Genomic DNA, 24,909 nt, shown 5'->3' on the forward strand with positions numbered 1-24,909 from the left:
GCCTGAGCATGCGCTTCGGCGGCCTGCTGGCGATCGACGACCTGTCGCTCGACGTCGCCGCACGCCGCATCACCGGCGTCATCGGCCCCAACGGCGCCGGCAAGACGACCTTCTTCAACTGCCTGACCGGCTTTTACAAGCCGACACTCGGCAGCATCCGGCTGAATCATCCACAACGCGGGCTCCTGCGCCTGGAAAAAATGGCCAGCCATCAGGTCGCACGCCGTGCGCAGGTCGTCCGCACCTTCCAGAACATCCGGCTCTTCCCGCAGATGACGGTGCTCGAAAACCTGATCGTAGCGCAGCACAACGCGCTGCAGCACGCCTCGCGCTTCTCGCTGGCGGGTCTCTTTGGTCTGCCCGGCTACCGGCGCGCCGAGACTGCAGCGATCGCCAAGGCGGTCGGCTGGCTCGAACGTCTGAAACTCATCGCGCACGCCGACAGTGCGGCCGGAGCGCTGCCCTACGGCATGCAGCGACGCATCGAAATTGCTCGCGCGCTCTGCGTCGACCCGCTTCTCCTCTGCCTCGACGAACCGGCAGCCGGGCTCAACCCGCGCGAATCGGCTGAACTGAACGAACTGCTCAAACACCTGGCGGGCGACGAAGGAATCGCCATCCTGCTCATCGAACACGACATGAGCGTCGTGATGAACGTCTCCGACCATGTCTGCGTGCTCAACTACGGCCGCAAGATCGCCGAAGGCTCGCCGGCCGAAGTGCAGCGCGACGCGAACGTGATCAAAGCCTATCTCGGCGAGGAAGACGGCGAAGAGGCGCCGGGCGCTCACCCGCCGGCAAACACGCAAACGGTGGAGAACGCACGATGATGCTCAGACTCTCTGGCGTACATGCGCACTACGGCGCGATCCATGCGCTGCACGGCGTAGACCTCGAGGTGCAGGTGGGCGAAATCGTCACGCTGATCGGCGCCAACGGCGCGGGCAAGTCGACCCTGATGATGACGCTCTGCGGCCAGCCGCGCGCTTCGGCCGGCCGCATCGTCTTCGACGGCGAAGACATCACGCGTCTGGCAACGCACGACATCGCCCGCCGCGGCATTTCGCTCGTCCCCGAAGGGCGGCGCATCTTCCCCCGGATGAGCGTGCTGGAGAATCTGCAGATGGGCGCGGTACTCGCTGACAAAGCAAATTTCGCGGTCGACCTCGAACGCATGTACACGCTCTTCCCCATCCTGCACGAACGCTGCGAGCAACGCGCCGGAACGCTCTCCGGCGGCGAACAGCAGATGCTGGCGATCGCCCGCGGGCTGATGAGCCGGCCGCAACTGCTCCTTCTCGACGAGCCTTCGCTCGGCCTGGCGCCGCTCTACATCAAGAAAATCTTCCAGACGATACGCGAGCTCAACCGCGAGCACGGGATGACCATCCTGCTTGTCGAACAGAACGCGCATCACGCATTGCGCGTCGCCGACCGCAGCTACGTCCTGCAGCACGGCCGTATCGTCCTCTCCGGTAGCGGCCGCGAACTGCTCGCCAACCCCGAAGTGCACGCGGCCTATCTGAGCGGGGGACACGCCTGAGGATGAGCATCAGCGACTTCCCCTTGCCGGCCAAGCTGCCGGTGCCGCAAGACGACGGGGCGGCCGACCATCTACCCGGCAGCGCGCTGCCCGAGCTTTCGCTGCCGGCGACCGACGGCGCGACTGTCAGACTTGCCGCGCTGCGCGGGCGCTGGGTGATCTACGTCTACCCGATGACCGGCCGACCCGGGGTCGCCCTGCCCGAGGGCTGGGACGGCATCCCTGGCGCGCGCGGCTGCACCCCGCAGTCGTGCAGCTTTCGCGACCACTTCGCCGAACTGGCTCACCTGGAAACCGGCGTCTACGGCCTCAGTGCGCAGACCGGCGCCGATCAGCGCGAGGCGCGCGAGCGCCTGCATCTGCCCTTTCAACTGCTCAGCGACGACACGCTGCAACTGAAGCGCCACCTGCAACTGCCGACCTTCACCGTCGCCGGGATGGAGCTGTACAAGCGGCTGACGCTGATCGTGCGCGACGGGCAGATTGCGAAGGTCTTCTATCCGGTCTTCCCGCCCGACCGTAATGCCGACGAGGTGCTCGCCTGGTTGCGCCGCCCGCACTGACGCTGCATCGGCGATCTGCTGGCACCAACAGCTTAGCTTCAGGGCGGCGCTTGCGATCAAGCGAAGCGAAGCGGACGGTTGAAGCGGATGTCGCAAACTGATACCAGCCGCGCCAAAGCCCCACCGGAAACCGCTGACCGCCAAGTGCCGCGCTGGCTGCCTTTCCTGGTTCTCGGCATCGGCCTGCTGGCGATTTCCTTTGGTGCCATTCTCGCGCGCTATGCCCAGGCCAATGGCCTGCCGTCGCTCGCCATTGCCACTCTGCGGCTGGCGTTTGCCGCGCTCATCGTAACGCCGATCGCACTTTACCAGTCGGGCCGCGTGCTGGGTGCGCTGAGCCGACGTCAGTTGCTGCTCGCGACCGCTGCCGGCTTCTTTCTCGCACTGCACTTCGCGACCTGGATCAGTTCGCTCGCGTACACGTCGGTCGCCAGCAGCACCGCCCTGGTCACGACCAACCTGCTGTGGATCGGTATTGCTTCGTTCGTCCTTTTCGGCGAACGGCCGGGCCGCCTGATGCTCGTCGGAATCGTCATCTCGTTGACCGGCAGCGTACTCATCTTCTGGAGCGACAGCCGGACCAGCGCCGCCGGCAGCCAGCCCTTGCTTGGCAATTTCCTGGCTCTCGTCGGGAGTTGGTGCTTTTCCGCGTACCTGCTGATCGGCCGCCGCCTGCGCGCCAATTTGCCACTTGCCGCGTACGTCTGGCTGGCCTACGGCTGCGCAGCGCTCTTCCTCGTCATCGCGTGTCTGGCCAGCGACACAGCCCTCGCCGGCTACACCGGCGCCGCCTACCTGGTCGCTCTCGGCATGGCCGTCGGCCCGCAACTACTTGGCCACACCGCCTACAACTGGTCGCTCAAGCATGTCTCGCCAACCTTCGTCGCCGTCGTTACGCTGGGCGAACCGGTTGGCAGCGCCCTCCTGGCCTGGCTCCTCTTCGACGAAGGTTTCGCCCCGTTGCAAGGAGCTGGTTTCATCTTGCTGCTCTTTGGAATCTATCTCGCGGCGCGTGCTGAGCGCGGTTGAGACGAAGCACGCCTTGGCGCTGGATACGAATCCCGCCGCCCGAACGGCGATGTGCCGTCGATGCACGCATCGCTGCGCCGGGGTAATCCCTTTCGTTCAGACCTTGGCCTCCTGCTTCCGGTGACGCGCCAGCCATTCGACGGCCAGACCAACCCCTGGCGAGGCAAAGCAGGCCAGCATGAAAAGAATCGTTATGCTTGCACCAAGCACCGGAATTCCCGCTTCCATCTTATTGCTCCTTGGATTACCCCACTGCCTGCCCGGCAGCAACACCGCTCCGCTTCGCCTGACTCTAGGGTCACACACCACACGAAGCCCGCAACAAATCTAGCCTTTTGGACGAGCTTCGACAAACGACAAAAACTCATGTGACGGATGAGAAAAACTCATCCAATGGAAACGCCTCCCGCTCGGCCGAACCTGCCCGCACGAGCTCTGCACGCGCCGGCATGGGCGAGGAGCCGGTCGCTGGTGGGTGCTGATGCTTGCTGACAGAGCGAAGGCGCGAGCGCCAAGCTGGTGATCGCCTCAAGCGTGTCGGCTTCGCTGCGGCGAACGCTGCGTGCCATGGGAACGAGTAGCGAAGTCGGCGTGCCGTCGCGTCCGCACGATGCCGCCCGACATCACGTCGGCACTCGCGAGCGGTCGATCATTGCCACATGGCGCGCATACGCGCGGCGAGATCGAGTGCCTCCTGCCGGGCCGCGGGAGATTCCCGTGTCTTACCGTCGACCCGCCCAGACGGCCAGGTGACCTGCTCGAAGTGTTCGAGCAAGGCGTTCGGAATGAAGCGTGTCCGGCTGGCGTAAACGTGCCGGTCGTTCAGACGCGCCTGATGCGCAACGTAGAAGCGCTGCGGCACGAGCAAGTCGAGGTGATCCTTGGCCCGCGTCATCGCCACATACAGCAGGCGGCGCTCCTCTTCGATTTCGTCGGCCGAGCCCGTCGCCATGTCCGACGGAATGCAACCGTCGACCGCGTTGAGCAACGTGACTGCGGTCCATTCCTGCCCCTTTGCCGAATGTATCGTCGACAGAATAAGATAGTCCTCGTCGAGCAGGGGCCGACCGGCTTCGCCGCTGGTCGCCTCGGGCGGATCAAGCGTCAGTTCGGTCAGGAAGCGCTCGACACTCGGATAGGTGAGCGCAATCCGGACGAGCTGCTCGAGGTCGGCGCGGCGAACCTCGGCGTCGTCGTGTAGTCGTTCGAGTTGTTCACCGTACCAGCTGCAAGCGCTCTCGAGCGCTGCCGGCCACTGCGCCGCGGCGGCAGCGAGCGCCTCGACGAGCGCGACGAACTCGCGCCAGCCGGCCGCCGCCCTCTCGCCCACCGGCTGTTCGCCGAGCAGGGCACAACCGGGCGCTGCCTGGGCAAGATTGGCCATCACCCGACCAGCGGTTTTCGGACCGACGCCGGCGACCAGTTGAACAGCACGAAAACCGGCGACCTGATCGCGCGGATTTTGCGCCCAACGCAGGATTGCCAGCACGTCCTTGACGTGCGCCGCTTCGAGAAACTTGAGCCCACCAAACTTGACGAACGGTATGCCGCGGCGCGTCAGTTCGATTTCGAGGCGTGCGCTGTGCTGGGCGGTGCGAAAGAGGATCGCCTGCGCGCGCAGCCTGACCCCCTCCTCACGCCGAGCCAGAACTTGCTCGGCGACGTAGATCGCCTGCTCGCTATCGTCGTGGAGTGCGACCAGACGAGGTTTTTCCGACGACTCGCGCGCGCTCCACAAGTTCTTGCTGAAGCGCTCCGCGGCACGCGCGATGACCGCGTTCGCGGCGCGCAGGATGGTTTGCGTCGATCGGTAGTTCCTTTCCAGCGTCACCCGTCGTGCCGGCGGATCGAATTGCTGCGGAAAATCGAGGATGTTGCGCACGCTGGCACCGCGAAACGAATAGATCGACTGCGCGTCGTCGCCAACGACGGTCAGACCGCGACCATCCGGCTTCAGCGCCAGCAAGATTCTGGCCTGCAAGCGATTGGTGTCCTGGTATTCGTCGACCAGAATGTGGCTGAAACGCCCGCCGATTTCCTGTGCCAGTTCGGCCTGCTCGAGCATCTGTGCCCAATAGAGCAGCAGGTCGTCGAAATCGAGCACCTGCTGCGCCTGTTTGGCTTCGACGTAGGCAAGAAACAGGCGCTTGAGCTCGCTTTCCCATCCCGCACACCATGGGAAAGCGCTGAGCAGGGTCTCGCTCAGTGACGCCTGCCGGTTGAGCACGGCGGAATAGATCGCCAAGCAGGTCGTTTTCAGCGGGAAACGCTTTTCAGTGGTCGACAGGCCGAGCCGGTGGCGGGAGAGGTTCAGCAGGTCGGCCGAGTCCTCCCGGTCGTGAATCGTAAACGCCGGATCAAGACCGATCGCCGGGGCGTACTCGCGCAGCAGCCGAGCGCCGACGCTGTGGAAGGTCCCTGCCCAAGGGAGCTGCGCGGCGCCGACGACAGCGCCCGGACCCCGATCCAGGATACGTTCGACGCGACGAGTCATTTCGCCTGCCGCGCGTCGCGAAAAGCTCAACAGCATCAGGCGATGAGGATCGGCGCCATCAGCGATGATGCGCGCAACGCGATGCGCCAGCGTGCTCGTCTTGCCGGAACCGGCGCCGGCAATGACCAGCAGTGGCGCGTCGCGCGTGTCTTCATCAGGGCCGCCTGGCGACCGGCCAAGGCCGAAGGTGACCGCCGCTCGCTGCTCCTCGTTGAGCCCGTCTGGCACTTCCTCGCGCGGTGCCGGCCGGCGCCGGCCGCAGCTCTGCCCCGACCCGCCGTCATCGCTGCTCGTCTCGTTGATCGACGGGCAGACCGCTACCGGGGGAAGAACGTTCACCAGGATGACCTCTCGTTATCTGTCATTCCCGCCAGTATAGCGTGATCGTCGGCCCTCCGCGCGGCATGCACCAGCGTACCCGGCCGAAAGGTGGTTTGCCCGGCTCGCCGCCGCCCACTGCCTCACTCGCGCGCTTCGCTGTCCCGATCTCAACAGATCCTTGATACAGCCGTGCGCCGAACAGCACTGCCGACCTTGGGCGATCAGCGCCAGAGCGTGGTACAGTGACGAAGCGCCCCAGTCTTGTACCGGAGCGAGCACCAGCCGCACCATGCCCTGGGTCGAACTGGAGGATAAGAATGAAGATTCCAGCAGAAGCGATACCGCCCGCCACGAACCTTGGCCGAGTTGTAGACGAGGAGAGAAAGACTGAACCCGTGGCCAACCTTGCCAGCTTGGCCAACGATCTGTCGCCATCGCTGCAGGGCCGACCGCCGCCGACAGCGCCACGCCCGGCGCACGCGGGACGGCCGGTCAACGTCTTGGTGGTCAGTGAGGAAACCAATACAGCGCCGGTCGTCGAACGTCGGAAGGGCGAACGTCGCTTGGAAAGCCGTCCCGTTCTGCTTGACACGCGAACCAACAGCAGCCGCCGACGATCATCCGCCAGCGGCCGAATCAACATCAAGGTCTGAAACGCCGCCCGTCCATCGCAGCCGCTGAAGCTCAGACGCAGGAGAGGAAGACAGCAAAGAGCGCGGCGAAACCGGGCGACCACGAATGACGAACAAAGCAACGGCAGCGAACCGCCGGCACCGTTGCGTGTGCAGCGAAGTTGTCGCAGGCCAAGGTCGTCGCCGGCAACCGTCAGACGATGATCGTCGCCGCCTCGCCCTCGCGACGCGGCTTGATGCCACCGATGACCAGGGCCGGCTCGCCGGCATCGCGCAGAATGCGCACGGCCTGTCGCGCGTCCTCACGGGCAACGACCACGACCATGCCGATTCCGCAGTTGAAAACACGGTGCATTTCGCTTTCCGCGACCTGTCCTTCCGACTTCAGCCAGTCGAAAAGCTTCTGTCGCGGCCAGGCGTTCTGAACCAGTTCGGCTTTGACGCCGGCCGGCAGGATGCGCGGCACGTTGCCGGTCAAGCCGCCCCCGGTGATGTGCGCCATCCCCTTGATGCGTAGCGCCTGCATGACTGCCAGCAGGGGTCTGACGTAAATGCGGGTTGGCGCCATGATCGCTTCGGCCAGCGTCCGGTCGCCATCGAATGCCTGTCCCAGATCGACCTGCGAGCGGGCAATGACCTTGCGGATCAGCGAATAGCCATTCGAATGCGCACCGGACGACGGCAACCCGAGAACGACATCTCCGGCGGCGATCGTCGAGCCGTCGATGATCGCCGACTTCTCAACGACACCCACGGCAAATCCTGCCAGATCGTATTCTCCCTCCGGATACATGCCCGGCATCTCGGCCGTCTCGCCGCCGATCAGCGCACAGCCAGCCATCTCGCAGCCCCAGGCAATCCCTTTGACCACATCCGCCGCCGTCGCCACCTGCAGCCTGCCGCACGCAAAATAATCGAGGAAAAAGAGCGGCTCAGCCCCCTGGACCAGAATGTCGTTGACGCTCATGGCGACGAGATCGATGCCGATTCGGTCGTGCTGCGCCAGTTCGAAAGCCAGCTTCAGCTTCGTGCCGACGCCATCGGTACCGGCGACGAGTACGGGCTCGCGGTACCTGCGCGGCACTTCGAACAGCGCACCAAAACCACCAATTCCAGCCAGCACGCCGTCGCGCATAGTCTTTCTGGCCAATGGCTTGATTCGCTCGACAAGTTCGTCGCCAGCGTCGATATCGACCCCGGCGTCGCGATAGGAGAGAGGTCTGTCTGTCATCGTGTTGTCTGCCCCGCGCCAAGCGGGTCAATCCGGCATGGTAGAATGCGTTATTTGGTCACCCAACGTCGAATGTTATCCGAAAACGCCTGCCGACGTGCGGTCAGACCGGTGAGCACCCACCCCTGAACGACTCCTTCGACGATGCGCCAGTTAATTCTTGATCTGCTGCCCCAAGGACACCCGGCGCTCGAGGACTTCGTCGTCGGCAGTAATGGCGAAGCGCTAACCGCGCTAGCCGCGTGGTTGATGCCCGGCAGTCGGGAAACCGTGTTTCTCCTGTGGGGAGACTCCGGGGTCGGCAAGACACACCTCCTGCGGGGCAGCAGCCCAGAATCCTGCAGCGACGCGCGCCAGGATCCGGATCTAAGCTCGATCGTCGGTGCTGCGCCTTGCCTCGCGGTCGATAATGTCGAAGCACTCAGTGAACGCGGACAACTGGCACTGTTCAACCAGATCAACCGGCGGCGTGCCACCGGCGGGCGGCTGCTCGCGGCGGCGAACGTTGCGCCGGCTCAGTTGCACTTGCGCGAGGACTTGCGGACGCGCTTGGCGAGCGGCTTGCTCTACCGCTTGCTGCCCTTACCCGAGGCCGAACAGCTCACGGCGCTGGCTGAACACGCCCGGCGGCGCGGTCTGGTGTTGCCACCACCTGCCTTGCGCTACCTCTTCTCGCGCGCTCCACGCGACATGCAGAGCCTGACCGCCTTGCTGACCGCCATTGAGCATTACGCGCTCGAACACAAGCGACCGATCACGCTGCCCCTGCTGCGTGAAGTGCTGCACACTTCTGCAAGCAGTTGCGCCTGACCGGAAAAAGCCTGACGACCATGGATCTTGCCCTCTTTGACCTCGACAATACACTGATCAGCGGTGATAGCGACTTCGAGTGGGCGCAGTTCCTGATCGCCAAAGGCGTACTCGAGCGCGAGCTCTACGAAGCGCGCAATCTCGAGTTCTACGAGCAGTACAAGGCGGGCACGCTGGATATCGACGCTTTCCTCGATTTCCAGTTGCGCCCCCTGGCCCGTCATCCGCGGCGTGTCCTCGACGCCTGGCGCGACGAATTCTTCGAGTTGCGTATCCGGCCGCTGATCAATGCAAAGGCACGCACCCTTGTTGTCCGCCATCGTGAACGCGGCGATCTCTGTGCGCTGGTCACCGCGACCAACAGCTTCGTCACCGCGCCCGTATCGCGCGACCTCGATATTCCTCACCTGATTGCCACGATACCGGCGCACGAGCAGGGTGAATTCACTGGACGTGTGCGCGGAATCCCGTCTTTCCGCGAAGGCAAGATCGTGCGCGTCGAAGCCTGGCTCGAAGCGCACGGCCTATGGTGGGGAAGTTTCGCGCAGACATGGTTCTACAGCGACTCGCAGAATGACCTTCCCTTGCTCTCCAAGGTCAGCAAGCCGGTGGCGGTCGACCCCGATGCCACGCTGCGCGCGCATGCCGAAGCTCTGGGCTGGCCCGTGACGAGCCTTCTCGCTTGAACGATCGTTTGTTCCAGCACTGATGAAAGGCACAATATCAGCTATGATCGGCCGCTCTCAGCCTTCAGGCAGGAAGACGCACCGCCCGCAATGATCCGCAAGTTCATTTCTCGCGTCCTCGGACGCAGCACCCCGACCGACGCTGTTGAGCCGGCAATCATTCCGGTCGAGCAGCATGGTCTGCAACGCGATCAGATCAGTCGGGCGTGCCGGCGCACGATCGAAACCCTGCAAGAAAGCGGCTACCAGGCTTACGTTGTCGGCGGCGCGGTACGCGACCTGCTGGCCGGCCTGACGCCGAAGGACTTCGACGTCGCCACCAACGCCACACCCGAACAGGTTCGTCAGAGCTTTCGTCGCGCGCGCATCATTGGCCGCCGTTTTCAGATCGTGCATGTCGGGATCGGGGCCGAAACGATCGAGGTCACGACGTTTCGCGGCCATCACGGCGACGACGCGGGGAGCCATGGACAAGTCGACGAGCAAGGGCGCGTGTTGCGCGACAACGTCTTCGGCAGCCAATCGGAGGACGCCGCCCGGCGTGATTTTACGGTCAACGCGCTGTACTACGATCCGGCCTGCGAGAACATCGTCGATTATCACCATGGCGTCGCCGACCTGCAGCAAAAGACGCTGCGCATGATCGGCGATCCGCGCACACGCTACCGTGAAGATCCGGTGCGCATGCTGCGCGCCGTCCGACTGGCGGCCAAGCTCGGCCTTTCGATCGATCCCGCAGCACGCCGACCAATTCGCGAAATGGCTGACCTGATCGGCAACGTGCCGCCCTCACGCCTGTTCGACGAAATGCTCAAACTGCTGACCTCGGGCCATGCCGTGCGCTGCGTCAGTCAACTGCGCGAAGAAGGGCTGCACCGTGGTTTGCTGCCGTTGCTCGATGTGATCCTCGAGCATCCGGTCGGTGAGCGCTTCGTCATACTGGCTCTGGAGACGACCGATCAGCGTGTCCGCGAAGGAAAGCCTGTTTCGCCCGGCTTCCTCTTTGCAAGCCTGCTCTGGCACGAGGTGCTCGCCAAGTGGGCCGCTCTGCAGAAGGATGCCGAGTCACCCAGCAACCACGTCCTGTTTTTTCAGGCAATGGACGAAGTGATCGAAGTGCAAGGCGAGAAACTCGCCATCACCCGGCGTATTGCTGGCGACATGAAGGACATCTGGACCCTGCAGCCGCGTTTTCAACAGCGCTCAGGGAAACGCGCATACGGCATACTGCAGCAGCCGCGCTTCAAGGCAGGCTATGATTTCCTCCTCTTGCGCACGCTGGCGGGCGAAGTAGAAAGTGAGATTGGCAACTGGTGGACCGATTTTCTCCACGCCGACGATGAAAGCCGTGCTTCGATGGTGCTCGGACAGACAGGCGAAACGACCAGGAAACGTCGCCGGCGGCGACGCTCGGTGCGGGCATCAGGGGTCGAAAAGACTGATTGATGATCGGCCGCTGCGCTGCCGGGCGCTCGGCCAGCCGCTCCGCCCAGCGATTGGCACAAGCCGACCTGGCCACCATCCTGTGGCAACCAGGAGCGGCTGGATGAAGGCCGAGCTTGCTGAGCAAACTCAGACGGAAACGCACACGCACCCTTCGATGCGCGATAAGGGGACGCAACACTTGGCCTATGTCGCCCTTGGTGCCAACCTGGCAAACCCGGTGCTGCAGGTCGAGACGGCGGGCGCAGCGCTCGCCCGGCAAGCTGGTTTCCGGCTGCTCCGCCTGTCGTCGCTCTATCGCACGGCGCCAGTCGGAATTCGCGGCCAACCCGATTTCATCAACGCCGTCGCCGCGCTGGAAACCGAGCTTTCCCCGGCCGACCTGCTTGAAGCGCTGTTTGCCATCGAACGGCAGTTTGGCCGCCAGCGGACGTATCGCAACTCTCCCCGCACGCTCGACCTCGACCTGCTCCTCTACGACGACCGCACGCTGGTCACACAGCGTCTGAGTCTGCCGCACCCGCGCATGCACCTGCGCGCCTTCGTCATCGCTCCGCTGCTCGAGATCGCACCAGACTGTCGCATCCCGGGGCGCGGCTACGCCGCCGCCTGGCTGCCGGCAGTCAGCCGCCAGCGGATTGAAAGGCTCACCCGCTGACAGCCGAAGCACCAACCGCTCAATAGTCGCGGCGGTAACCGCGCCCCCAATACGGGTCGTGGTCGCGCCGATGGCTGTAGTATCCGCCGCCGGGAACGACGTAAACGGCTGGAGGTCGCACATGGACACGCGGCGGGCCGACGTACGCGGGCTCAGCGGGAACGACGATACAGCCGGTCAACATGAGTACGGCAACAAGCAAGGGCACAGCGCAGGCTTTCATCAATCGTCTCCATCAAGTTGTGGTTGAATAACGCACCAGATGAAAACTCGTCTGTACCAGCTTGTGACGGAGCAGCCGCGCTGACGGCGAGTGCCGCGCGGCGCTCGAGCTGCGCCTGCTGATTCTGCCGATACTTGCCATTGCTTCACCGGCATGAGGACGCACGGCGTCTGCCCCCGCTCTTTTTTTTGCCAAACGCGCGCAGACGTGACTATCCGGCCTTTCCACTCGGTATCCTAGTATCCTAGTATACGCGCCGTCGTTGAACAGCACCCCGCACCGACCCCATGACAAAACAGGCGTGTGCCGCAAGAGGTCGTGCGCTAGTGACCTTGAGCAGTGGGCTGATATGCCCAGCCAAGCCTGCCTTTACTCGACCCTTCACTCGTTCTCGACCACCGACCTTCTTATGTCCTCGCGCAATACCCTGAGCAGTGCCCGCCATATTGTTGTTGAAGGCCCGATCGGCGTCGGCAAGACCAGTCTTACCCGCCGTCTTGCCGACTACCTGGGCGGCCAGGCACTGCTCGATCAACCGGAAGCCAATCCCTTCCTGAACCGTTTCTACCAGGACCAGCAGCGCTTCGCACTGGCAACGCAGCTTGCCTTCCTTTTCCAGCGGGTCGAGCATTTGCGTGACTTGCCGCAAGCCGATCTCCTGACGCGTCCGGTCGTTGCCGATTATCTGCTCGAAAAGGATGCCTTGTTCGCCCGCCTGACGCTGAGCGACGACGAGTACGGCCTCTATCGCAAGGTCCACGACATGCTGGCACCGCCGCAAGCGCGCGCGCCAAGCCTGGTGATCTATCTGCAGGCTACACCGGAAACGCTGATCGCCCGCGTCCGCAAGCGCGGGGTGGAGATCGAGCGCAGCATCGGCGATGCTTACCTGACGATTCTTGCCGAGAGCTACACTCGCTTCTTTCATAACTATGACGCTGCACCGGTAATGGTGGTGAATTCCGAGAACATCAACTTCGTCGACCGCGACGACGATTTTCAATTGTTGGTCACGCGCATCGAGGCCATGCGCGGGCACCGCGAATACTTCAACCGAGGAGAGTGAGGCCATGTCCACCCATGTCGTGACGCGCCGAGTAACGCTCGTCGAGCTTGCCAGGATGCGTGCCAGCGGCGAAAAGATCGCTGTTCTGACCTGCTATGACGCGAGCTTTGCCAGGATCTGCGATGCCGCTGGAATCGACGTCCTGCTCGTCGGCGATTCGCTCGGCATGGTCGTTCAAGGCCACGACTCGACGCTGCCGGTAAGCTTGTCCGACATCGCGTATCACACGGCAGCCGTCGCTCGCGGCAGCCAGCGCGCGCTGCTCGTTGCCGACATGCCTTTCGGCAGCTTTCAGGAAAGCCCGGCGCAGGCGATGCGCAACGCGGTTCACCTGATGGCGGCGGGTGCCCAGATGGTGAAGCTGGAAGGCGGCGTCGAGATGGCTGAAACGACACGCTTCCTTACCGCGCGTGGCATTCCCGTCTGCGCGCACGTCGGCTTGACACCGCAGTCGGTCCACCAGCTCGGCGGCTACCGCATCCAGGGTCGCGACGACTCGGGTGCCGCACGCCTGATCAGGGATGCGCTCGCCCAGCAGGAGGCTGGCGCTTCGCTGATTGTGCTTGAAGCCATCCCGGAAGCACTGGCGGCCGAGACCACCGATCGCCTCGCCATCCCCACCATCGGCATCGGCGCCAGCCGCCACTGCTCGGGCCAGGTCCTCGTTCTGCACGACATGCTCGACGTGTCAAGCGGTCGCAAGGCCCGTTTTGTCCGCAATTTCATGGCCGGCCAGCCCTCCATCGGCGACGCCATCGCGGCCTACGCCGCGGCCGTCAAGGACGGAAGCTTCCCAGGCCCGGAACACTGTTACTGAACGTGCGCCGGCGATCATCGATCGCCGGCCTCAGGTCATACCTACCGCCCGCCCGAACTGACCGGCAATGCCGTTGCCGACACCCGCCCGGAAACAATTCCCCCTCGACCGCTTGATCAAGAACAAAGGCCACGCACCGCCATGCAGATACATTCGTCGATCGCCGACCTTCGCCAAGCACTCAAGGGCCACCGCCGGATTGCCTTCGTGCCGACCATGGGCAATCTGCACGCCGGGCACATCGCGCTGATGAAACAAGCGCGCCAGCTTGGCGATCTGGTCGTCGCCAGCATCTTTGTCAACCGCTTGCAGTTCGGACCGAGCGACGACTTCGATCGTTATCCGCGTACGCTCGAGGCCGACTGCGCGCAGCTTGTTGCAGCTCAGGTCGATGTCCTTTTCGCGCCTGCCGAGTCCGACCTTTACCCAACGGCGCAGCAGTATTACGTCGACCCGCCAGAGGTCCAGCATCAGCTTGACGGTGAGTTTCGGCCGGGCCATTTCCGCGGCGTGGCGACCGTCGTCCTCAAACTGTTCAACATTGTTCAGCCGCAAGTCGCGCTGTTCGGCAAGAAGGACTATCAGCAACTGTTCATCCTGCGCAACATGACGCAACAACTGGCGCTGCCGATCGAGATCGTCGGCGGAGAAACGGTGCGCGATGCTTGCGGTCTCGCGCTGTCGTCGCGTAACGCCTATCTGTCGCCAGCCGAGCGCGCCGAAGCGCCGCGTCTGCATCGCCAGCTCGCAGCGATCGCGAACGCCGTATCGGCCGGGGCACGAAACTACAGCGTGCTGGAGGAAGACGCCTTTGCCGAACTCGAGCGCAATGGATGGCGAACGGACTACGTCGCCGTACGCCGGCAAAGCGATCTGCAACCGCCCGAAGCAGACGAAGAGGAAGCCTTGGTCGTGCTTGCAGCCAGCCGTTTGGGCGCCGCCAGGTTGATCGACAACGTTGAAATCGACGTCCCGAGCGGCCGTTGACATGCGCCTATTAGCCGCTACAATGCGCTTCCCCTCCCCCACTAGATCGGTGACTCCATGCAGAGAACGATGCTGAAGTCCAAGCTGCACCGCGTAACCGCGACGCACGCCGAGCTTCACTACGAAGGTTCATGCGCTATCGACGAAGACCTGCTTGATGCCTCGAATATCCGCGAGTACGAGCAGATCGACGTTTGGAACGTCAGCAATGGCGAACGCTTCACCACCTATGCGATTCGCGCCGAACGCGGATCGGGAGTCATCTCGGTTAACGGATCCGCCGCCCGACGCGCGGCGCCGGGTGACTTGCTGATCATTGCCAGCTTTGCCGTCTATAGTGAGCTTGAACTGAGCCGCTATGCGCCGCAACTGATCTACGTCGATACGCAGAACAGAATCGTGCGGACTGCCGGACACATTCCGGCGCAGGCAGCCGCCTGAGAAGGACCGCCGAGAAGGCAAGCCACACCGACGAGGAAAGCCGCGACACGCGCGTCCACGTTCAGTTGACAGCTTGAAGACCTGACGGCTCCCAAGCCCGAAAAAAGACCCCGGAGGGAAACCTGCGGGGTCTTTCACTTTCTGCGGCTCGCAGCTTCAAACTCCGGTCGGCACCTCTCTCCCAGCAAATCCCCAGCGGGGCAAACCCCCTGGATTCCAGAAAGGACCTGAACCCACCGCAGCCGCCCCAAGACGAGGCGTCCGTGCCCTCGGCCTGCGGCGTTTCGGGTGGCGGGGCTGGCTTCGCCTCGGGCTCGTCGTCGAATCCGAGGGCGTTCCTGACGAAGTCGTCCTGGCGGTCCACGACCTCGAAGCCGGCCAGGTTGAAGGAGGGGCGGAAACACCGATTCGCCTGGGGGTTGAGGTAGCAGCGACGCACCAGCACGCGCTGCCGTGCCTCCTTCGACGAATACTCCGGGAGGCCGAGCGGGCCGATCAATCACTCCATCCATTGCGCGGGACGGTGGGCGAAACGGTCAGCGTAGGCGTGGTCGAGTTGCCTGAGACCGGCATAGACGTTGTCGAACTCGACGAACAGCGCGCTTTTCATTGATTCATCCACAGGCCGCCAGCCGGCCGTTCAAGCTTGATCGGGAGGTGAGCCGGACAATTCCCCGCAGTTTGGCCGCGGCGGCATCGACACCGGCAGGGAGCGCGGCGAAAGCCACGGCCGTTCCGTCCGCCAGCACCCACGGGCTTCCCGCTTCCGCCGGGGGCGTCCCCGGCGCTGCAGGATCCTCCGGGTAGAGCAGGATGCCGGCGGCGCCCCAGCGGCCGAGGTAGGCGGCCATTTGGTAGAGATCCTCCCTTTGCGGCACGGCGACCCGGACAGCGGGTTGGAGTGTCTTGTATTTTGCGTCGGCCACCAGCAGCACCCGCTCGCCCTCTCGGATCACGGCGTCGGGCTTCATCGTTCCGAGCCCATGCCCGGAGGCGTTGCGCAGAAGCGGGCGGGACTCTCCCGCCTCCCTCGCCCCGTGCAGAACGTCGGCGTCCGGCCAGGCCCGCCGGATGGCGCCAAGGACGTACAGTTCCGAAAGTTCTGCCACGTCGAGCAGAACCCCCTTGCATTCGCCGTCGTCCGACGAACGCGGCGAGAGGCCCCGCCGGGCCGCGATTCTGGCGGAGAGTTCGGCCAGCGGCCTGAATCCGGCCGTGATGGGCGTCAGCCGCACGCGGTCTATCTCCTCCCGCGTCGGAACCCGCGGACGTACCCCCACGGCGGCCACCATGTGCGGGACGATTTCCCCCAGCCGATCCGGCAGCCAACCGCCGTGGCCAACCGCTTGCGAGAGCTCCGCCCACGCCGCCACGATGGCGGCCGTAACGGCGTGGTCGAGGGACTTTTCCCGCCTGACCGAGGCCACACCCGGCACCTGGAACGCCCTGAGCCTGACGGTCGCAGGAACGTCGATCCGTCCGCGTACGGTCAGCCCGCCCTCCCTCACGTCGGCGCGAAGCGCGGGAGCGCCGTGCCGCGCCGCTGCGACGAAGGCGCGCGAGCAGACCGCTGCAAGGAGGCGGGCGACAAAGGAGTCGTCGCCGCCAAGACGGCCTGGCGTGTCCACGAGAGCCAGGTTGAAGGCCCCGGCGATCCACACACGCAGGGTCTCCTCGCCAAACCTGGGGAGGATGTCCAGCCGCCGCCCCTCGAAGGTGAGGCTGCCGACGTACCTGCCTGCCCACCAAGAGCCGAACTCGTCGCACCTGACGACCGGCTCGTCCTCTCGGCCTTGCTCAAGCCGGAGAACCAAATCCCCTCCCCGGGAGGCCAAGGCGAGCCGCGACAGCCATGCCGCGTCGGCCGCCGACGGAGCCGGAGCGAACGGCGAGCAGTCCCTGACCGAGAGCGTCAATCGCTCACCACCGGCGGGCGAAGGAAAACGGCCTGAAGCTTGGCGAGTTCCGATTTCCGGCTGCGGGCGTCCAGTCCCGCCAGGTATTCCTCAAGGAGGGGTCTGAGGGAAAGTTCCCAGGTCTGCTCCACCGGGCGTTTAGCGCGGTCGTTCGCCCAAAGGAAGGTCCGCGGAGCGGGACCCATGTCCTCGCGCAGGAAGGAGACGGCGTCGAGCAGGTAGGCGTGCCCGATCTCGTATTGAGACCCCAGAAGAGGACTGTCCGCGATCTCTCGGTTGAGTGCCTCTGCGGCCATCGCCAGGCGCTCGAAGTCGGACGCCACGCGCTCCCACGCGATCCGTCCTCCCGCCCGCTCCCAGCGCGCCTTCGAGGCGGACACGAGGGCTACGCGATCGCATGAGCAACGCACCCAAAGGAAGCGGCGGCGGAGGGCGAAGTCCATCTGCTCCACGGACTGATCGATGAGGTTCATCGTGCCGATGACGTAGAGATTCTCGGGAATGCCGAGGGTCGTCGTCCGCCCGTCGGCACCGGCCCCGGGCAGTTCGATGTTCTGCCCGCGGTCCTCCAGCAGCGAGAACGCTTCACCAAGCGTGCGGCTCAGGTCGGCGCGGTTCATCTCGTCGAGGATGAGGACATGGGGTATCGACGGGTCGTCCCTCCCCATCTCCGCGACGAGCCTGGGAAGATAGCCGGGGCGGTATTCCGTCCCGCCTCTCCCGTCGATATGCAGCCCGCGGATGAAATCCTCGTAGCCGTAGGCGGGATGCAACTGCAGACGGTGGGTCCTGCGTTGGATACCGTCGGCGACCTCTGCCTGCCGTCCGAAGTAGTCGTGGGGCTCCATTGCGGCGAGCAGCGCGGGGCGAATCAGCCGTTCAGCGATGCTCTTGGCGCGATAGGTCTTCCCGGTTCCCGGCGGACCGTACAGGACGATCTGCCGCTTGTGCCGGAGGGCGTCCAGCGGAATGCCGGCGTCGCCAGCGTCGCCCTGGTCGTTCCAGACATCCACCAGCGGGGGCCAGTAGAAGTCGAAGTTCTTGCGCCCGAGAAGCTGCTCCAGTACCTGCCTGACGGCGAGCAGGCAGCGGTCGACGTCGTCCGGGGCGTTGCCTCCGAGCAGGGACGAGAACGCTGCGGCAACGCGACGCTTGTGCTCCCTGCTGGCGATGCGCTCGAAGGATTCGGGGTGCGTCAGGTGAACAAGCATGTGCCGAAGCTGCCTTGTCTCGGCCCCCTCGACCGCGTCCACGGCGGCCATGAACGCCCACGGGTCGGCCAGTGCCGAGACCCTGCTTGCGAGGGGCCGCTGTTTCCACTCGAGGGCGAACTCGATCAGGAAAGCAATCTCCAAGAACCGGCGGGCGTTGTAGCCCTGACCGCCACTGCCGATTCCCCGCAGAAAGGCAGGCTCGAGCACGTTTCCTTCGGGAAGCGTAGCCCCCCCAGGCGAGAATCTCGGCGACGAGGGCGCTCTTCCGGTCGCGGCCAACGTTAGAGGGGAAAAGGAAATGGACAGCGACCACCTCGGCGGCGAGGCGCGCGACGGAGGGCTCCCCCGCCTTGGCGATCTGGTCCCTGAACTTGTCCGTGAACGACCTGTCGCCCTCGTCCGGATCCTTCACAAACGCGTCGTGCAGGCGCCTCAGATTCTCCGGCGTCCAAAGAGGCCCGTCGCCGAGCAGAGATCCGTCCGCGATGAGGCAGCGCTCACAAAAGAGTTTCGCGGCGGCGTAAATGGGCGCCGTGTCGTATTCGGAGTAGATGGCCATGGCGAAGTCGTTTCGTCAGTCCGAGCTCTGATGGATCTCGGTTGTATGGAGGCGCGAGCGCGAGTTGATCGGGTGGCGTACCTCTGATGAAATCGGGTTGTCGATACGCGAAGTCACCCCAGCGGAGAAACACCATGCCAGAGGACACGAGCAAGACGAGCAGCAATGCAAACAAAGGGGATCTGACGCTGGATGAGTTGATTCGGCGGGACGCGCGCAAACGTGATCGCGATTGCCAAAATGAAGCGGAAATGCGCTTGGGCATGGACTGCAAGGTGACCGTGGATATTGGCGACGACTCGCGCGGCGACAAGACGCGGGGCGACAGCCGCAGCCGACGACGACATGGGATGCGAGGAGAAACACACTCCATTGGGTGTCATCAATGAAGACAGTGCGTTCCTCCATCTGCCCTTTGCAAGCTCGACGAAGACCAGCGATTTGATCGTCGACAGTCTCGGCGCGTGGTGGGAGCGTCCAGCCTCCGAAGCGCGTGCTCGCGCCACGCACCTCCAGTGCCAGGCCGATGACGGAGCGGAGAGCCATGCCCGACGCACGCAATTCCTCAAACGCTTGGTCGAGTTCGCCGACCACATCGACAAGTTCATCCGCCTCCTCGACCGTCCGCCGTGCTACAGCAAATGGAATCCGGTGGATCTCAGTGGGCCAGGCGCATGACCTGAAAAAACGTTCATCCCGTCGTCGAAGCGAACCGCATCGTCTACGAAAAATGAATCATCGCAGCCAAGGACGCCATGCACGCTGTCGAGTCCCGCCTGCAAAGAAACCCGCTCCTGGCTAAGTGGGACATCCTGATTCGACCGGCCTGCCCGGGATGACGACTCGCAAGAAATCGCCTTAGCTGCCCCCCTCGACGACCTTCGGCTTGCGCGGCCGCCGGCTGCGCGCCGGCGCTTTGCGCACGGGCTCGGCACGCTCGGCCGCGCCGACCTCCGCCGAGCCAGCCGCCTGTTCGCCCGGCGGTGCTTCACCCACTACGTCGGCAGACCCTTCGCCGGCCGCTCCGCCGACCGCCTCTGCAGCGGCGTATGCAGCATCAACGGGGGCCATGCTGGTCATCGGCGCTGGCCCCGGTTCGGGCGCGGCGGCTTCGCTCGGCCGCGGCTGTTCGTACGCGCTCGTCTCGTCGGCAGAAGCAGCAACCGGCGGCTTCTCATCGGCTGGCGTTGCGCCCTTGCTCGCGCGCCCGCCACGCGCGCGCTTGACGCCCTTGTCGGCAGTCTTGCGCGCGCTGCGCGCCTTGCCTTCTCCCTCGCTCGCCGCACTTGACTCGCTACGCTCGGCAAGTCCGCCGGCGGCATCCGGCGGCTCTTCGCTGGTCGATATGTCAGCGGACGGCACGCCCACTGCCGGCAGCGCTTCGCCAGCCGGCTCGCCGGTCGGCGCCTCCGCCACTACGGTCACTGTATTGTTGCGGATCACGTAGGTTCCGGACTTTTCGTCACGGCCAATTTCCAGCAACCCGCGCGCCTGCGCTTCCTCGAGCAGATTGCCGAAGGCACGAAATCCGTAGTACGACTCGCTGAAATCGGGCTTGCGTCGTTTGACCGCTTCCTTGAGCATCGAGGCCCAGATCTTGCTGCTGTCGCCGCGTTCGGCAACCAGTGCGTCAAGCGTCGCCACCGCCAGCTCGATCGCCTTGCTTCGGCGTGCTTCGAGTTCGGCCTTACGTTGCGCATCCTCTTCCGGGCTGCGCTTGACGACAGGTTGCGCTTCCTTGGAGTCGCGCCGGGCTGCACGCTGGCTTTCGCGAACCAGGTCGTCGTAGAAGATGAACTCATCGCAGTTTCCGATCAGCAGGTCGGAAGTCGATTGCTTGACGCCGACGCCGATGACGTACTTGGCATTCTCGCGCAGCTTGGAAACCAGCGGCGAGAAGTCCGAATCGCCGCTGATGATGACGAAGGTGTCGACGTGCGCCTTGGTGTAGCACAGGTCAAGCGCGTCGACCACGAGCCGGATGTCGGCCGAGTTCTTGCCCGACTGGCGCAGATGCGGGATTTCGATCAGCTCGAAACTCGCCTCGTGCATCGTTGACTTGAAGCCCTTGTACCGCTCCCAATCACAATACGCCTTCTTGACGACGATACTGCCTTTGAGCAGCAGCCGCTCGAGGACGGGCTTGATGTCGAACTTGTCGTACTTGGCGTCGCGTACGCCAAGCGCCACGTTCTCGAAATCGCAGTAAAGCGCCATGATGGCAGTTTCGGGCGCGACGGCCATGATCTCTTCTCTCCATTTGTGTTTGTGTCCTCCGGGCTAGGCTTCGAGCGCTTCCCAGCGTTCGAGCAAAGCCAGCAGTTGGTCATCGATTTCGTTCAGGCGATCCGACAGGCGCTGCACTTCGGACCCCTGCGAGCGGTAAAACAACGGGTCGGCAAGTTTTTCGCCGATCGCTCGCTGCTCGGCTTCAAGCGCCGCTATCTTGCCCGGCAACTCGGCAAGTTCGCGCGCTTCCTTCCACGACAGCCTGCCGGCCGGCACCGCTTTCTGCCGGCTCGCCGCAGCAGCAGCCGCACTTGGCGCGGCGTCGCGCCTGCCGACCGCCGAGGCAGTCTGGGCTTCCTGGCGACGTAGCTCGGTCTGGTGATCGGCCCACTCCTGATAGCCGCCAGCGTACTCACGCCACCTGCCGTCGCCTTGTGGCGCAATGGTTTGCGTCACCACATCGTCGAGAAAGGCGCGATCATGGCTGACCAGGAACAGCGTTCCGCTGTAATCCTGCAGGAGTTCCTCCAACAACTCCAGCGTGTCGATGTCCAGGTCGTTGGTCGGTTCGTCGAGCACGAGGACGTTTGCCGGCCGGGCAAACAAGCGGGCGAGCAGCAGACGATTGCGTTCGCCGCCGGAGAGCGAGCTGACCGGCGCGCGCGCCCGCTGCGGCGGGAAGAGGAAGTCGCCCAGGTAACTGATGACATGCTTCTTCCGGCCGCCAATGTCGACGTAGTCGCCACCGGGCGAAATGACCTCGACCAAGGCCGCATTCTCGTCAAGGGCAGCGCGAAACTGGTCAAAGTAGGCGACCTGGACCTTCGTGCCGAGGTGCACGACTCCCTGATCGGGCGGCAGTTCGCCAAGAATCAGGCGCAAGAGCGTCGTCTTGCCGGCGCCATTGGGACCGATGATGCCAACCTTGTCGCCGCGCTGCAGGCGGCACGAGAAGTCGCGCACGATCACCCTGTCGCCGAACGACTTGCTGACGCCATCGAGCGCCGCTACCAACTTCCCACTGCGCTCGCCGGCGTCGAGCGCCAGGTCGACCTTGCCCTGACGCTCGCGGCGCGCGGCGCGCTCGCGCCGCAAGCGCTCGAGGCGCAGGACGCGTCCCTCGTTGCGCGTTCGGCGCGCCTTGATTCCCTGCCTGATCCAGACCTCCTCCTGGGCAAGGAACTTGTCGAAACGAGCATTGCTCAGTGCTTCATCGTGCAGCATCGCGTGCTTGCGTGCCTGATACTCGGTAAAGCTGCCGGGGAAGGAGACCAGGGCGCCGCGATCGAGTTCGACGATTCGCGTCGCCAGCCGCTCGAGGAAACGTCGGTCGTGGGTAATGAACAGGAGCGTCACGCCGGAAGCCAGCAGCATGTCCTCCAGCCACTCGATGGCAGCAAAATCGAGATGATTGGTCGGTTCGTCGAGGAGCAGCACCTCCGGCGAAATGGCCAGCGCCTGGGCCAGCGCCAAGCGCTTCTTCTGCCCTCCCGACAAGGTTCCGACGAGTGCCTCGGGGTCCAAGGACAAGCGCTGAATGGCCTTCTCAGCCTGCGCTTCGAACGACCACGCGTGGCGCGCTTCGAGCGCACTCTGCAAGGCCTGCATGCGGTCAAGCAGAGCCGCCTGATCGCTCCCCGCCTCACCCAGTGCGTGCGACACCGCATGGTATTCGCCGAGCAGCGCCGACAGTTCGCCCATGCCGGCGACAACTGCCTCGAAGACGGTCAGGTGGGCTTCGAACGGCGGCTCCTGCGGTACGTAGCCCAGGCGCAAACCCGGTTGCCGCCAGACCTCGCCCTCATCCAGACCACCGTTGCCGGCCAAGGCAGCGAGCAGCGACGACTTGCCGGTTCCATTGCGCCCGATCAAGGCGACCCGCTCGCCGGCGTCAAGCTGGAACTCAGCGTGATCGAGCAGAGGAATGTCGCCGAAAGCGAGCGAGGCATTGGACAGGATGAGATGCGGCATGGCTTTGTCTTCTTCAGAGGGAGTGCCTGCGCCTGGCTGCGGCGCGCCCGAACGGCTAATTCCGTTGGTCAACGGCCACTTTGAAGTAGAAGTCGCCGGTCAGGGACGACGACTCCCAGGGAATCTGTTCGCTGTTGGACGCTTTGGCGACCGCCTTGCGCGCGTTTTTCAGCGCATCCTCGATCTTCTGATTCGGCACGCCCATTTCCCTCAGCAAGTGACTGGTGTACAGGCCATTGGCACCGCTACCATCCGCCGCCGTCTTGCCCGGCGCGGTCGCAAAAGCCATCAGCGTTCCCGCCGGCGCGTCGACCGATGCCAGACCGCCGCGCGTCGACCGCCATGAACGGGCAAACGGGTTGTCCCGGCAAGCATCGAGAACGACGAGATTGACGCGTGATCCGGCGTCCTCGAGCTTGCTCAGTATCTGCCCAGGAGCGATGGTCTTGCAGGGGACATCGCCTTCGCTCTTCAGGTCGGCGTCGACCGGGATCAGGAAATTCTCGCCCTTGACCTGCATCCCGTGCCCAGCGTAGAAAACGAATGCCACCCCACCCTCCTTGATGGCGCGACCGAATTCCTCGATCGCCAGACCCATCTTGCTGAAGCTCGCATCTTCAACCTGGATGACCTGGAACTGCAACCGGCGCAACTCGGCGGCGATCGCACGTGCGTCGTTGACCAGATTGAGCAGCGCACCCTGCCGATAGGACGCGTTGCCGATCACCAGAGCCGTTCGCCGGCCAAGCATCAACATGTCTGCGCTCACCTTGGGCGCCATTGGTGCAAGCGCCGTCGCTGCAAGCTTACCGCTTGCCGACGTGTTCCCCGACGGTTTCTTGCCAGGAATCGGCGTCGCCAACGGACGTGCCGCCGCAGTCTCACTGGTGCCGCCGGGCAGCAGCTCCGATCGATGGCGTGCGAGGTTCCCGGCCTTCTTCAGATTGCCGGCGTTCCGCTCGAGCGCGGCGGTCAGCAGCTTGTTTGGCGCGCTACTCAGACGATCGGCGATCCGGCAGTATTCGTCCGCCTGCCAGAACGCGCCAGCCGCTTCCTCACAGACGCCCAGGTTGTCGTTGAGCGCCACCGACCGTTTGTCGCTTTCGTGAATCTCGGCGAACATCGCGCAGGCACGATCCATGCGACCTTCGCGAGCAAACCGGATAGCACCTGCAAAGCGCTGGCCGGCACCGCCATCCGGCAGGTCGTCGCCGGCGTCCATCCGCTCCAGGCTCACCACCTTGTCGTGCGGAACGATCTTGCGCTTGATCTGGTCGACGACTTCCTCCTGCAATTCGCCAAGCATCGCCGTCCCGTCCTGCGGAGCGCCCTGGCAAGCCGAGTCCTTGCGGCTGCGGCTGATGCTCTCCGCGTACACCTGCTTGGCCGTCTGCGCGTCGACCAGGCGAACCTGGACTTGCAGGTTTGCCGTGCGGTCGATGCAGGTCTTCATTGCGTAATGACCCGAAATGCATTTCGAAACAAACTTCTTCGGATTCCCCGACTGGCCGCAGACGTATTCCTTCTCCTGGCGCCGGTCGTCCTGAAAACGCGCGTGAAGAACTTCGCCGGCGAGGATGGCATCTGCCTTCAGCGACTTGGCCGCCGGCGCCAAGCTGCGCAAGTCGCCACCAGGGTGGCGCAGCTCGCCGCTCCGGGCAACCAATCGGTAGACGGGCTCGTCCTGTACTCGGGCATTGACCAGAGCGGCTTCCAGCTCGTTGGCGAGCACATCGCCCTGTACGCCGGCGAAGCAAGCGACGGCAATCGACTTATAGCGCGCGGCATCGCCAATCTTCGGCGCCTGCAGCATCGAGATTTTTGCCTGATTGCTTGTGCACGCCGACAGAACGGCAGCGCAGTACAGCAGTGCAACAAGCGGCCAGCCGCGTGGTCGAAGCCTGCAACTCATGCGCGGCAACATCACATCCATCGAGATATCTCCTGAAATCAGGCCAGTGCCAGACAGGCAGGGCGTCGATCAGTGGCGGCAACTCGCCGACACGTACCCGAATCCGGCATTGCACAGACGGTGTGCTGGCATCCGCGTGCACCCGGATTATCGCTCAATGCGAC

Annotated in this window: 24 protein-coding genes; 15 read left to right on the plus strand and 9 right to left on the minus strand. The window is 64.2% G+C overall.

Annotated elements, in window-relative coordinates:
- Positions 1–8: 8 nt before the first annotated feature.
- From Q1L59_RS05715 to Q1L59_RS05730, 4 genes are all read left to right on the plus strand, one after another.
- Positions 9–830: an ATP-binding cassette domain-containing protein gene (locus tag Q1L59_RS05715; RefSeq protein ID WP_300329868.1), complete on the plus strand. Its 822-nt coding sequence runs from the start codon at positions 9–11 to the stop codon at positions 828–830.
- Positions 830–1,543: an ABC transporter ATP-binding protein gene (locus Q1L59_RS05720; protein ID WP_300329871.1), complete on the plus strand. Its 714-nt coding sequence runs from the start codon at positions 830–832 to the stop codon at positions 1,541–1,543. The genes Q1L59_RS05715 and Q1L59_RS05720 overlap by 1 nt, the downstream gene beginning before the upstream one ends.
- A gap of 2 nt (positions 1,544–1,545) precedes the next feature.
- The gene (locus Q1L59_RS05725; RefSeq protein WP_300329323.1) at positions 1,546–2,106 is read left to right on the plus strand and encodes a peroxiredoxin; all 561 of its coding nucleotides are present in this window, start codon (positions 1,546–1,548) and stop codon (positions 2,104–2,106) included.
- Positions 2,107–2,193: 87 nt separating this feature from the next.
- Entirely contained in the window at positions 2,194–3,135 is a 942-nt protein-coding gene (locus Q1L59_RS05730) for a DMT family transporter (protein ID WP_300329326.1), read from the plus strand.
- A 96-nt stretch (positions 3,136–3,231) separates the two neighbouring features.
- Here the strand turns inward: Q1L59_RS05730 and Q1L59_RS05735 are convergent, their stop codons facing one another.
- Positions 3,232–3,363: a hypothetical protein gene (locus Q1L59_RS05735; RefSeq protein WP_300329329.1), complete on the minus strand. Its 132-nt coding sequence runs from the start codon at positions 3,361–3,363 to the stop codon at positions 3,232–3,234.
- A gap of 421 nt (positions 3,364–3,784) precedes the next feature.
- Entirely contained in the window at positions 3,785–5,857 is a 2,073-nt protein-coding gene (locus Q1L59_RS05740) for an ATP-dependent helicase (RefSeq protein WP_300329874.1), read from the minus strand.
- Positions 5,858–6,267: 410 nt separating this feature from the next.
- Here Q1L59_RS05740 and Q1L59_RS05745 point away from each other — a divergent pair, with 410 nt between their 5' ends.
- On the plus strand, positions 6,268–6,603 hold the full coding sequence (locus Q1L59_RS05745) for a hypothetical protein (protein WP_300329332.1): 336 nt from the start codon (positions 6,268–6,270) through the stop codon (positions 6,601–6,603).
- A gap of 172 nt (positions 6,604–6,775) precedes the next feature.
- On the opposite strand, the gene purM is transcribed toward Q1L59_RS05745, so the two are convergent.
- Complete coding sequence (purM, locus tag Q1L59_RS05750) at positions 6,776–7,813, minus strand: phosphoribosylformylglycinamidine cyclo-ligase (RefSeq protein WP_300329336.1); 1,038 nt, start codon at positions 7,811–7,813, stop codon at positions 6,776–6,778.
- 144 nt (positions 7,814–7,957) lie between these two features.
- Here purM and Q1L59_RS05755 point away from each other — a divergent pair, with 144 nt between their 5' ends.
- The 4 genes from Q1L59_RS05755 to folK all read left to right on the plus strand — a co-directional run bounded on the left by Q1L59_RS05755 (position 7,958) and on the right by folK (position 11,410).
- Positions 7,958–8,623: a DnaA/Hda family protein gene (locus Q1L59_RS05755; RefSeq protein ID WP_300329338.1), complete on the plus strand. Its 666-nt coding sequence runs from the start codon at positions 7,958–7,960 to the stop codon at positions 8,621–8,623.
- A 20-nt stretch (positions 8,624–8,643) separates the two neighbouring features.
- The gene (locus Q1L59_RS05760) at positions 8,644–9,309 is read left to right on the plus strand and encodes an HAD family hydrolase (protein ID WP_300329340.1); all 666 of its coding nucleotides are present in this window, start codon (positions 8,644–8,646) and stop codon (positions 9,307–9,309) included.
- Between the two features lie 90 nt (positions 9,310–9,399).
- On the plus strand, positions 9,400–10,755 hold the full coding sequence (gene pcnB, locus Q1L59_RS05765) for a polynucleotide adenylyltransferase PcnB (RefSeq protein ID WP_300329343.1): 1,356 nt from the start codon (positions 9,400–9,402) through the stop codon (positions 10,753–10,755).
- Positions 10,756–10,909: 154 nt separating this feature from the next.
- On the plus strand, positions 10,910–11,410 hold the full coding sequence (gene folK, locus Q1L59_RS05770) for a 2-amino-4-hydroxy-6-hydroxymethyldihydropteridine diphosphokinase (RefSeq protein WP_300329877.1): 501 nt from the start codon (positions 10,910–10,912) through the stop codon (positions 11,408–11,410).
- A gap of 19 nt (positions 11,411–11,429) precedes the next feature.
- On the opposite strand, the gene Q1L59_RS05775 is transcribed toward folK, so the two are convergent.
- Positions 11,430–11,633 carry a hypothetical protein gene (locus tag Q1L59_RS05775; RefSeq protein WP_300329346.1) on the minus strand — a complete coding sequence of 68 codons (204 nt, stop codon included), beginning with the start codon at positions 11,631–11,633 and terminating at the stop codon, positions 11,430–11,432.
- Positions 11,634–12,042: 409 nt separating this feature from the next.
- Between Q1L59_RS05775 and Q1L59_RS05780 the strand changes: the two genes are divergently transcribed.
- The 4 genes from Q1L59_RS05780 to panD all read left to right on the plus strand — a co-directional run bounded on the left by Q1L59_RS05780 (position 12,043) and on the right by panD (position 14,944).
- Positions 12,043–12,699, plus strand: a complete 657-nt coding sequence (locus Q1L59_RS05780) for a deoxynucleoside kinase (RefSeq protein WP_300329879.1) — start codon at positions 12,043–12,045, stop codon at positions 12,697–12,699.
- 4 nt (positions 12,700–12,703) lie between these two features.
- Positions 12,704–13,516, plus strand: coding sequence for a 3-methyl-2-oxobutanoate hydroxymethyltransferase (gene panB / locus Q1L59_RS05785; RefSeq protein WP_300329349.1), 813 nt, complete (start codon positions 12,704–12,706; stop codon positions 13,514–13,516).
- Between the two features lie 141 nt (positions 13,517–13,657).
- A complete protein-coding gene (gene panC / locus Q1L59_RS05790) occupies positions 13,658–14,503 on the plus strand; it encodes a pantoate--beta-alanine ligase (protein WP_300329352.1) in 846 nt (281 codons plus the stop codon).
- A gap of 57 nt (positions 14,504–14,560) precedes the next feature.
- Positions 14,561–14,944, plus strand: a complete 384-nt coding sequence (panD, locus tag Q1L59_RS05795; protein ID WP_300329355.1) for an aspartate 1-decarboxylase — start codon at positions 14,561–14,563, stop codon at positions 14,942–14,944.
- A 614-nt stretch (positions 14,945–15,558) separates the two neighbouring features.
- On the opposite strand, the gene Q1L59_RS05805 is transcribed toward panD, so the two are convergent.
- The gene (locus tag Q1L59_RS05805; RefSeq protein ID WP_300329358.1) at positions 15,559–16,860 is read right to left on the minus strand and encodes a hypothetical protein; all 1,302 of its coding nucleotides are present in this window, start codon (positions 16,858–16,860) and stop codon (positions 15,559–15,561) included.
- Positions 16,857–18,281 carry an AAA family ATPase gene (locus Q1L59_RS05810; RefSeq protein ID WP_300329361.1) on the minus strand — a complete coding sequence of 475 codons (1,425 nt, stop codon included), beginning with the start codon at positions 18,279–18,281 and terminating at the stop codon, positions 16,857–16,859. Before Q1L59_RS05810 ends, Q1L59_RS05805 begins: the two co-directional genes overlap by 4 nt.
- Before the next feature lie 486 nt (positions 18,282–18,767).
- Here Q1L59_RS05810 and Q1L59_RS05815 point away from each other — a divergent pair, with 486 nt between their 5' ends.
- Positions 18,768–19,022 (plus strand): hypothetical protein, encoded by a 255-nt coding sequence (locus tag Q1L59_RS05815; protein ID WP_300329364.1) that lies wholly within the window; start codon positions 18,768–18,770, stop codon positions 19,020–19,022.
- Positions 19,006–19,311 (plus strand): hypothetical protein, encoded by a 306-nt coding sequence (locus Q1L59_RS05820; RefSeq protein ID WP_300329367.1) that lies wholly within the window; start codon positions 19,006–19,008, stop codon positions 19,309–19,311. The genes Q1L59_RS05815 and Q1L59_RS05820 overlap by 17 nt, the downstream gene beginning before the upstream one ends.
- A 180-nt stretch (positions 19,312–19,491) precedes the next feature.
- Here Q1L59_RS05820 and Q1L59_RS05825 read toward each other — a convergent pair whose 3' ends face one another.
- The 3 genes from Q1L59_RS05825 to Q1L59_RS05835 are packed head-to-tail and all read right to left on the minus strand — an operon-like array spanning position 19,492 to position 24,646.
- Positions 19,492–20,877: an NYN domain-containing protein gene (locus Q1L59_RS05825; RefSeq protein ID WP_300329370.1), complete on the minus strand. Its 1,386-nt coding sequence runs from the start codon at positions 20,875–20,877 to the stop codon at positions 19,492–19,494.
- 36 nt (positions 20,878–20,913) lie between these two features.
- Complete coding sequence (locus Q1L59_RS05830) at positions 20,914–22,833, minus strand: ATP-binding cassette domain-containing protein (RefSeq protein WP_300329372.1); 1,920 nt, start codon at positions 22,831–22,833, stop codon at positions 20,914–20,916.
- A 55-nt stretch (positions 22,834–22,888) separates the two neighbouring features.
- Entirely contained in the window at positions 22,889–24,646 is a 1,758-nt protein-coding gene (locus tag Q1L59_RS05835; protein ID WP_300329375.1) for a caspase family protein, read from the minus strand.
- Between the last annotated feature and the right edge of the window lie 263 nt (positions 24,647–24,909).

Origin of the sequence: Accumulibacter sp. (assembly GCF_029255125.1) — a bacterium.
GTDB lineage: Bacteria > Pseudomonadota > Gammaproteobacteria > Burkholderiales > Rhodocyclaceae > Accumulibacter.

Coding starts and splice junctions, on each gene's coding strand:
- Q1L59_RS05755 (WP_300329338.1), top strand. CDS start 7,958: ATGCGCCAGTTAATTCTTGATCTGCTGCCCCAAGGACACCCGGCGCTC.
- Q1L59_RS05745 (WP_300329332.1), top strand. CDS start 6,268: ATGAAGATTCCAGCAGAAGCGATACCGCCCGCCACGAACCTTGGCCGA.
- Q1L59_RS05780 (WP_300329879.1), top strand. CDS start 12,043: ATGTCCTCGCGCAATACCCTGAGCAGTGCCCGCCATATTGTTGTTGAA.
- panD (WP_300329355.1), top strand. CDS start 14,561: ATGCAGAGAACGATGCTGAAGTCCAAGCTGCACCGCGTAACCGCGACG.
- Q1L59_RS05735 (WP_300329329.1), bottom strand. CDS start 3,363: ATGGAAGCGGGAATTCCGGTGCTTGGTGCAAGCATAACGATTCTTTTC.
- Q1L59_RS05715 (WP_300329868.1), top strand. CDS start 9: ATGCGCTTCGGCGGCCTGCTGGCGATCGACGACCTGTCGCTCGACGTC.
- Q1L59_RS05775 (WP_300329346.1), bottom strand. CDS start 11,633: ATGAAAGCCTGCGCTGTGCCCTTGCTTGTTGCCGTACTCATGTTGACC.
- panC (WP_300329352.1), top strand. CDS start 13,658: ATGCAGATACATTCGTCGATCGCCGACCTTCGCCAAGCACTCAAGGGC.
- Q1L59_RS05725 (WP_300329323.1), top strand. CDS start 1,546: ATGAGCATCAGCGACTTCCCCTTGCCGGCCAAGCTGCCGGTGCCGCAA.
- Q1L59_RS05830 (WP_300329372.1), bottom strand. CDS start 22,833: ATGCCGCATCTCATCCTGTCCAATGCCTCGCTCGCTTTCGGCGACATT.
- purM (WP_300329336.1), bottom strand. CDS start 7,813: ATGACAGACAGACCTCTCTCCTATCGCGACGCCGGGGTCGATATCGAC.
- folK (WP_300329877.1), top strand. CDS start 10,910: ATGCGCGATAAGGGGACGCAACACTTGGCCTATGTCGCCCTTGGTGCC.
- Q1L59_RS05825 (WP_300329370.1), bottom strand. CDS start 20,877: ATGGCCGTCGCGCCCGAAACTGCCATCATGGCGCTTTACTGCGATTTC.
- Q1L59_RS05720 (WP_300329871.1), top strand. CDS start 830: ATGCTCAGACTCTCTGGCGTACATGCGCACTACGGCGCGATCCATGCG.
- Q1L59_RS05760 (WP_300329340.1), top strand. CDS start 8,644: ATGGATCTTGCCCTCTTTGACCTCGACAATACACTGATCAGCGGTGAT.
- Q1L59_RS05730 (WP_300329326.1), top strand. CDS start 2,194: ATGTCGCAAACTGATACCAGCCGCGCCAAAGCCCCACCGGAAACCGCT.
- panB (WP_300329349.1), top strand. CDS start 12,704: ATGTCCACCCATGTCGTGACGCGCCGAGTAACGCTCGTCGAGCTTGCC.
- pcnB (WP_300329343.1), top strand. CDS start 9,400: ATGATCCGCAAGTTCATTTCTCGCGTCCTCGGACGCAGCACCCCGACC.
- Q1L59_RS05815 (WP_300329364.1), top strand. CDS start 18,768: ATGCCAGAGGACACGAGCAAGACGAGCAGCAATGCAAACAAAGGGGAT.
- Q1L59_RS05835 (WP_300329375.1), bottom strand. CDS start 24,646: ATGCTGCAGGCGCCGAAGATTGGCGATGCCGCGCGCTATAAGTCGATT.